Genomic DNA, 5,501 nt, shown 5'->3' with positions numbered 1-5,501 from the left:
GTACCCCGAGCACGATTGGATCGGCCGCCGGATGGTCATCGGCACGCTGCGGTTGCGCTTCACCGAGGGGTGCGACCGCTGCGTGATGATCACCAAGGAGACTCCGACTGTCCCGCATGACCGCGCCGTGCTGCGCTGGGTCGCCCGCGAGCTCGGCAACGCCCTCGGCGTGTACGCGGCGGTCGAGAAACCCGGCCATGTCCGTATCGGGGACAAGGCCCGCTGGCTCGACTGAATGTCATCATGTGACTGAGCACTCCAGTGCCATCTGGCAACTGGAGTGCTCAGTAGGCAGATGGCTGGCTGTGACGTCTACCAGCTGCCCCATCGTGGCGGCTTGCGGCGGTACCACCTGTGAAGGCAGCGGTACGGACGGTTCCAGTTGGCCCCGCCGCCGAGCAACGCGTCGCGGATGGGTGGGGCCAAGTCAAGCCGTCCGTGGCGGGGCCGATCTTCACGAATCGGGGCCGACTGAAGCCAACATGGTGGGGCCGCTGAACAACGTCAGGGCCACGCGCTGAATAGCGCACTACCAGAACACTGCCTCTTCACCAGTACGAGCCGAAGCGTTCGGCAGCTTGCGCCACTAGGGACTAGGGCCTGTCGCTTTGATGCATGGAGTGGGGCCACTTGAGAGGTGGTTGTGGGCGACACGCACCGGCTAGTGTCGCAGTAAGCGATCGCTTAGCCGCTTCCGGCGCAGTATGGCCAGCGGCTCCAGGAGAGAGGCAGGGAACCTGATGCCGGTCATCGATGCGTGGATGCAGCACCCCACGCTCCGTCACTCCAACCATGAGATGTTCGAGTCGTTGCGCCGGTGGACGGGGCGGGGGCTACTGGAGGAGCCGTTGCCGGTCAAGGCGACGGTGGCCGCTATGGCCGCGGCTGATGTCGAGATCGGACTGTCGGCGGCCTGGTACGGGCCTCAGGGGGCGCTGATCAGCAACGACGAAGTGGCCGAATTCGTCGCGCAGTCGGAGGGACGGCTGCGCGGAGTGGCTGGCGCAGACCTCACCCGGCCGGTCCAGGCCGTGCGGGAACTACGCCGCGCCGCGGAGGAACTCGGCTTCGTGGCCCTGCGGATCGTGCCCTGGCTCTGGCAGCTCCCGCCCACCGACCGGCTGTACTACCCGCTGTACGCCGCCTGCGTCGACCTTGGCATCCCCTTCTGCACCCAGGTCGGTCACACCGGCCCGCTGCGCCCGTCCGAGACCGGTCGTCCCATCCCCTACATCGACCAGATCGCTCTCGACTTCCCCGAGCTGACCATCGTGTGCGGACACATCGGCTACCCATGGACCACGGAAATGATCGCGGTGGCCGACAAGCACGCCAACGTCTACATCGACACCAGCGCCTACACAGCCCGCCGCTACCCTCGCGAGCTGGTCGACTACCTGCGCGGCCGGGGCCGCCGGAAGGTGCTGTTCGGCACCAATTACCCCATGATCACCCCCGGCCAGGCGCTGGAACACCTCGGTGATCTGGGCCTGGACGAGGAGGCCACCGAGCTGTTCCTGTCTGGCAACGCACGACGGATCTTCAGCCTCTGACCGCACCGGGTCAGCGCCGGGCCCAGATGAGGATCGCCGCGAGGTGGAGTGCGGCCCGATAGGCGAGCGCTCCTTGTACTACAGCCGGAGATCTTGAGGGTTGGTTATCGGCGGGATGGGCTGGTGGTGGGCCCAGGGCCGGAGACGGGGTGGCAGGGGGTCGCCGCGGCGACGGTAGTGGCTGACCGTCGCGCGGGTCTGGTGGAGGCGTCGCCACAGTTCGCAGGAGCTGATCGTCTCGGCGGAGTGTCTTGGGCTGAGGTGGACGGCGGCCAGGCAGTGGCGGATGGAGTGGACCGAGGTCCGCAGCCGGTCCGAGAGCCAGCCCAGTAGATCCGCGCCGGTCGTGGTCTGGAGCCCGCACGTCAAGTGCAGGGAACGGCCTTCGGTGGCTGCCACCGCGTGCCACCAGCCCCGGGGCAGGTACAGCATGTCGCCGGCGCGGAGGGCGATTTCTTCGATGGGCTCATCTGCCGGTGGCTCCGGGGCTTCGGTGTCACGGCGGAGCGGGTTGATCCGGGTCGGCCCGTACAGACGCCACCGCTTGGCCCCTTCGAGTTGGACCACGATGACGTCGTGATCGTCCCAGTGAGTGCCGAAGCCCTCCGTTGCGGTCCAGGAGGCGTACACGTTGATCTGGACACGGCCTCGGAAGACCCTTTCGAGGGCCTGCGCCAAGCGTTCGGCAGGCTGGTGGAGTTCATCCACAGCGTCCAGGACCAGCGAGGCACCATCATGAAGTTGGCCGTGCAACCGCGAGGGTTGGATGCGCTGCCACACCACATTCCTGCGGGTTGTGACAGCGGTGGCGTAGCGCTGCCACGGGATGAGTTCCCCGTCGCGGTGAAGGCGGAGGCGAGGCGGTTCAAGGCGTCCCTGGCCGATGACGGTGTTGAGGTCGTCCCACGTCAGGACAGATGAGAAGTCGGCGACGCTACGCCAGATGCGATAAGTACGGCCGAAGGCCCCGGCGGGGAAGTCCCCGCCGAGGCGTTCGACCACCTGCGAGAAGGCGGTCACTTCTGTCGGCTCCGCTCAGTCGTTGGTGTCCGAGACACCGGTCGAGCCGCCGTCGGACGGCTGCTCCGCACGGGAGCGGGCGGCGGCGATGGACTTCCGGGAGACGATCAGCCCGTCCTCGGCGGGCTGCATGACGACGTTCTCGGGCATCGTGCACTCCTGTTCTCTCGGCTTGCTCCCGCTCTGCCAGAGCGGGAGCTCTTGAGCAGATCCGCTCCGTCGGTTACCGACTGCGGATCTGGAGTGGCGCCCGCCCGCCTTGGGGGGCACGCGCGGGCGCCGTACCGCCCGGGGCTGTCCTTCGGTACACCGGGCGGGGTCTGTGGGTGCTACAGGGAGGCGCGCAGGCGCTCCAGGACACGCGAAAGCAGCGCCGTGTCCAGCTCGTTGGCCTCGACAGCGGCTCGCCCCTCGGCATGCCACTCCCCCAGTAGTTCGCGCCACGCGGCCTCGGCGCGCATGACTTCGGTGCGGATATCCGCCAGCGCCAGATCGGTTTCCGTGCGGAGCCGTACCAGGTCGGCGGGTGTCAGGCGCAGGGTGCGGACGGTGATCGTGCCCTCGGTGTGGCGGGGTACGGCTAGCTCCACGCATCGCTCCGGATCGGCGACGCCCGCCAGTTCGTCTTCGGGCAGCAGCCGTAAGGTCAGCACGCCGGGACCGCCAGCTCCGCCCAGACGGTCTTGCCCCAGCGTATTTCGCTGTAGCCCCAGCGGTGTGACAGCGCGTCGACGAGTACCAGGCCGCGCCCAGTCTCATCGCCGCCGGCGACCAGATCCATTTTCGGCAGGGCATGGGACTTGTCGGTGACGCCGATCCGTACGAGATCGTTCGTGACGCGCCGGACGGACACCCGGACCAGACGGCACGGGGTGTGGCGGACCGCGTTGCCCACCAGCTCGGAGACGATCAGCGTGCCGACATCGACCAACTCGCCTACACCCCAGGTGTTCAGCGCGGCCGAGACGAGCAGCCGGGCACGACGGGCCGTCTCGGGCTTACAGGGGAGGGTTTCGGTGTAGCCGATCGGTCCGACTGCGGTGGGTCTGGTCATGACGCTCACGGGGTCGTCTCCTCGGGGCTGGGACGTCCCGCCCGCAACAGGGGTACGAGCGAGACACTCCTCCACTGCCGCCGAGGGGAGCCTGGGCCTGCCCGGCGACGTCAACGACCGTACGGAGAACCGGAGTTTTGCCTCAACGAAATTGCGGGGAATTGCGGATCGTCATCCGAGGGAGTTGATCGCCGCGTTGATCAAGGCACGGGCGGCGTTGCCGTGGACGGCCATCTTCGTCAGCTCCCCGAACGCCTTGCGGTAGTCGGCAAGTTCGCGCGGCTGCACCACGTTGACCTCGGCTGTGAGGGTTTCTACGACGCTGCGTGTGCCGTCATGGAGGTAAAACGCCTCCAGCGGCCACATGGTCCTTTGGGCCGTGAAGGGGATGACGCCGAGGGAGACGGAGGGGAGCGGCATCACGGTCAGCAGATGCCTCAGCTGTCCCGCCATCGTCTCGGCGTCACCGACGCGGTAGCGCAGGACGCACTCCTCCATGAGCACGACGAACCGGTGTCCCCCCTCGTACAGGAACCGGCTCCGGGCCACGCGGGCTGCGACGGCCTCGGAGACATCGTTGGGGGTGCCCTGGAAGTCGGTGATGGCCTCCATCAGGGCCGTGGCGTACGCGGGGGTCTGGAAGAAGCCGGGCACGACGTTGGAGACGTAGGCGCGAGTGACGCCGGTCTGCGCGTAGAGGTCGTAGAAGGCCTCCTGGGTCTTGCGCATGCCGGTCCGGTGAATCCTGCGCCACTCCAGATACATCGAGTCTACGGCCCGGGCCGTGGCGATCAGGTCGTCGGCCTGGTCTGCGGCACCACAGGCAGCGCACCAGGCGCGGATGTCCACATCGGTGGGCTGTACCTCGCCTTTTTGGATACGAGTGGTTTTCGCCGGGTGCCAGCCGCACCGGGCGGAGAGTTCCTTCCCGGTGAGGCCGGCGTCCTTGCGAAGGTGTGACAGGCGCACCGCGAGCGCTTCACGAGCCGCCTGAGCGCTGGACGAAGGGGAAGCGGTCATGGGGCGGGGCGGGGGTCAGACGGTGTACTTCTCGTGGTCGACGGCACGCTCCCACACGGCCTCGAACGCGTCGGAGCACAGCTTGACCACTGCAGGGTCCTCGCTGAATTCCTTGGGCGGAACCGCCCAATCACCGTCCCCGGTGAAGATGTTGAACTGCACCAAGCGGTCGTCGAACAGCCAGAAGTCGGCTCCGGGCAGAGCGATGTCCACGGCCCGCCGTCGGGGCAGCCAGCGCACCAGCTCACCCGCCTCGATATTCAGCAAGGTGGCGGCGTGCTCCCACCGGATGTAGTCCGTCACGGGCTCGGAAACGATCCTGGCCCGACGCATCACCACACCGCGGTCAACGGCCTCCCGCACGATGCCCAGCCAGGTGGGCCACCACCGCGCCGTCGGGTCGAGATCGACGTGGCCGGTGCGCTTGAACTGCTCGAACTCCTCGGCCTCGTCACCGATGCCATACGCGTCGCGCATCTCCAGATGCACCGCGCTGCGGCGCGTACTGGCCAGCAGCTCAGCGAAGCTCGGCACGCCGCTCTGCGACATCGCACGCCTCCCTCAGAATCGGCACCATGCGGGCGGGGATGCGGATCACCGTCTCGTGGGCGGGGATTCCCACCGCGTGCCCGGCGACCCACTCCGTACCGCTGATCAGTGCCTCCAGCGCTTCCTCGGCCTTGACGCCCTGGAGGACCAGGTCAGCCGTCTCCTCTTCCACCCACACCGTCGGCGACCCCTCGCCCCCGGTGTTCGGGTCGATCCCGATGAACTGTAGGCCCACGATGCCCTCCCAGATCAAGTCGGTTGCGCGATCTTGCGTGCGACGCTTCCGAAGGGGGCATGGGTCGTCA

General features: G+C 67.6%; 9 protein-coding genes. 2 read left to right on the top strand and 7 right to left on the bottom strand.

The window, feature by feature from the left end; all coding sequences use genetic code 11:
- Positions 1-235: MOSC domain-containing protein (locus ACTWQJ_RS45620; RefSeq protein ID WP_443312277.1), on the top strand; the 235-nt coding region annotated here is incomplete at its 5' end.
- Between the two features lie 505 nt (positions 236-740).
- Positions 741-1,553 (top strand): amidohydrolase family protein, encoded by an 813-nt coding sequence (locus tag ACTWQJ_RS45615; RefSeq protein WP_443312276.1) that lies wholly within the window; start codon positions 741-743, stop codon positions 1,551-1,553.
- A 78-nt stretch (positions 1,554-1,631) separates the two neighbouring features.
- On the opposite strand, the gene ACTWQJ_RS45610 is transcribed toward ACTWQJ_RS45615, so the two are convergent.
- From ACTWQJ_RS45610 to ACTWQJ_RS45580, 7 genes are all read right to left on the bottom strand, one after another.
- Positions 1,632-2,573 carry a cupin domain-containing protein gene (locus tag ACTWQJ_RS45610; RefSeq protein ID WP_443312275.1) on the bottom strand — a complete coding sequence of 314 codons (942 nt, stop codon included), beginning with the start codon at positions 2,571-2,573 and terminating at the stop codon, positions 1,632-1,634.
- A 15-nt stretch (positions 2,574-2,588) separates the two neighbouring features.
- Positions 2,589-2,723, bottom strand: coding sequence for a hypothetical protein (locus ACTWQJ_RS45605; RefSeq protein WP_263579426.1), 135 nt, complete (start codon positions 2,721-2,723; stop codon positions 2,589-2,591).
- Between the two features lie 179 nt (positions 2,724-2,902).
- The gene (locus ACTWQJ_RS45600; RefSeq protein WP_443312274.1) at positions 2,903-3,226 is read right to left on the bottom strand and encodes a hypothetical protein; all 324 of its coding nucleotides are present in this window, start codon (positions 3,224-3,226) and stop codon (positions 2,903-2,905) included.
- Complete coding sequence (locus tag ACTWQJ_RS45595) at positions 3,220-3,627, bottom strand: ATP-binding protein (RefSeq protein WP_443312273.1); 408 nt, start codon at positions 3,625-3,627, stop codon at positions 3,220-3,222. The genes ACTWQJ_RS45600 and ACTWQJ_RS45595 overlap by 7 nt, the downstream gene beginning before the upstream one ends.
- Positions 3,628-3,798: 171 nt before the next feature.
- Positions 3,799-4,647 (bottom strand): helix-turn-helix domain-containing protein, encoded by an 849-nt coding sequence (locus tag ACTWQJ_RS45590; protein ID WP_443312272.1) that lies wholly within the window; start codon positions 4,645-4,647, stop codon positions 3,799-3,801.
- A 15-nt stretch (positions 4,648-4,662) separates the two neighbouring features.
- Complete coding sequence (locus ACTWQJ_RS45585) at positions 4,663-5,196, bottom strand: DUF6879 family protein (RefSeq protein ID WP_443312271.1); 534 nt, start codon at positions 5,194-5,196, stop codon at positions 4,663-4,665.
- Positions 5,165-5,431 carry a hypothetical protein gene (locus ACTWQJ_RS45580; RefSeq protein ID WP_443312270.1) on the bottom strand — a complete coding sequence of 89 codons (267 nt, stop codon included), beginning with the start codon at positions 5,429-5,431 and terminating at the stop codon, positions 5,165-5,167. Before ACTWQJ_RS45580 ends, ACTWQJ_RS45585 begins: the two co-directional genes overlap by 32 nt.
- Between the last annotated feature and the right edge of the window lie 70 nt (positions 5,432-5,501).

It is taken from the genome of Streptomyces sp. KR55 (assembly GCF_052245645.1).
Taxonomy (GTDB): domain Bacteria; phylum Actinomycetota; class Actinomycetes; order Streptomycetales; family Streptomycetaceae; genus Streptomyces; species Streptomyces flavusporus.
Note: the sequence above shows the minus strand (reverse complement) of the source record. Positions and strands in the feature narration are given on the sequence as shown.

What these genes read in the sequence shown, in the direction of transcription:
- ACTWQJ_RS45585 (WP_443312271.1), bottom strand. Translation starts at nt 5,196, where the DNA reads ATGTCGCAGAGCGGCGTGCCGAGCTTCGCTGAGCTGCTGGCCAGTACG.
- ACTWQJ_RS45605 (WP_263579426.1), bottom strand. Translation starts at nt 2,723, where the DNA reads ATGCCCGAGAACGTCGTCATGCAGCCCGCCGAGGACGGGCTGATCGTC.
- ACTWQJ_RS45595 (WP_443312273.1), bottom strand. Translation starts at nt 3,627, where the DNA reads ATGACCAGACCCACCGCAGTCGGACCGATCGGCTACACCGAAACCCTC.
- ACTWQJ_RS45615 (WP_443312276.1), top strand. Translation starts at nt 741, where the DNA reads ATGCCGGTCATCGATGCGTGGATGCAGCACCCCACGCTCCGTCACTCC.
- ACTWQJ_RS45590 (WP_443312272.1), bottom strand. Translation starts at nt 4,647, where the DNA reads ATGACCGCTTCCCCTTCGTCCAGCGCTCAGGCGGCTCGTGAAGCGCTC.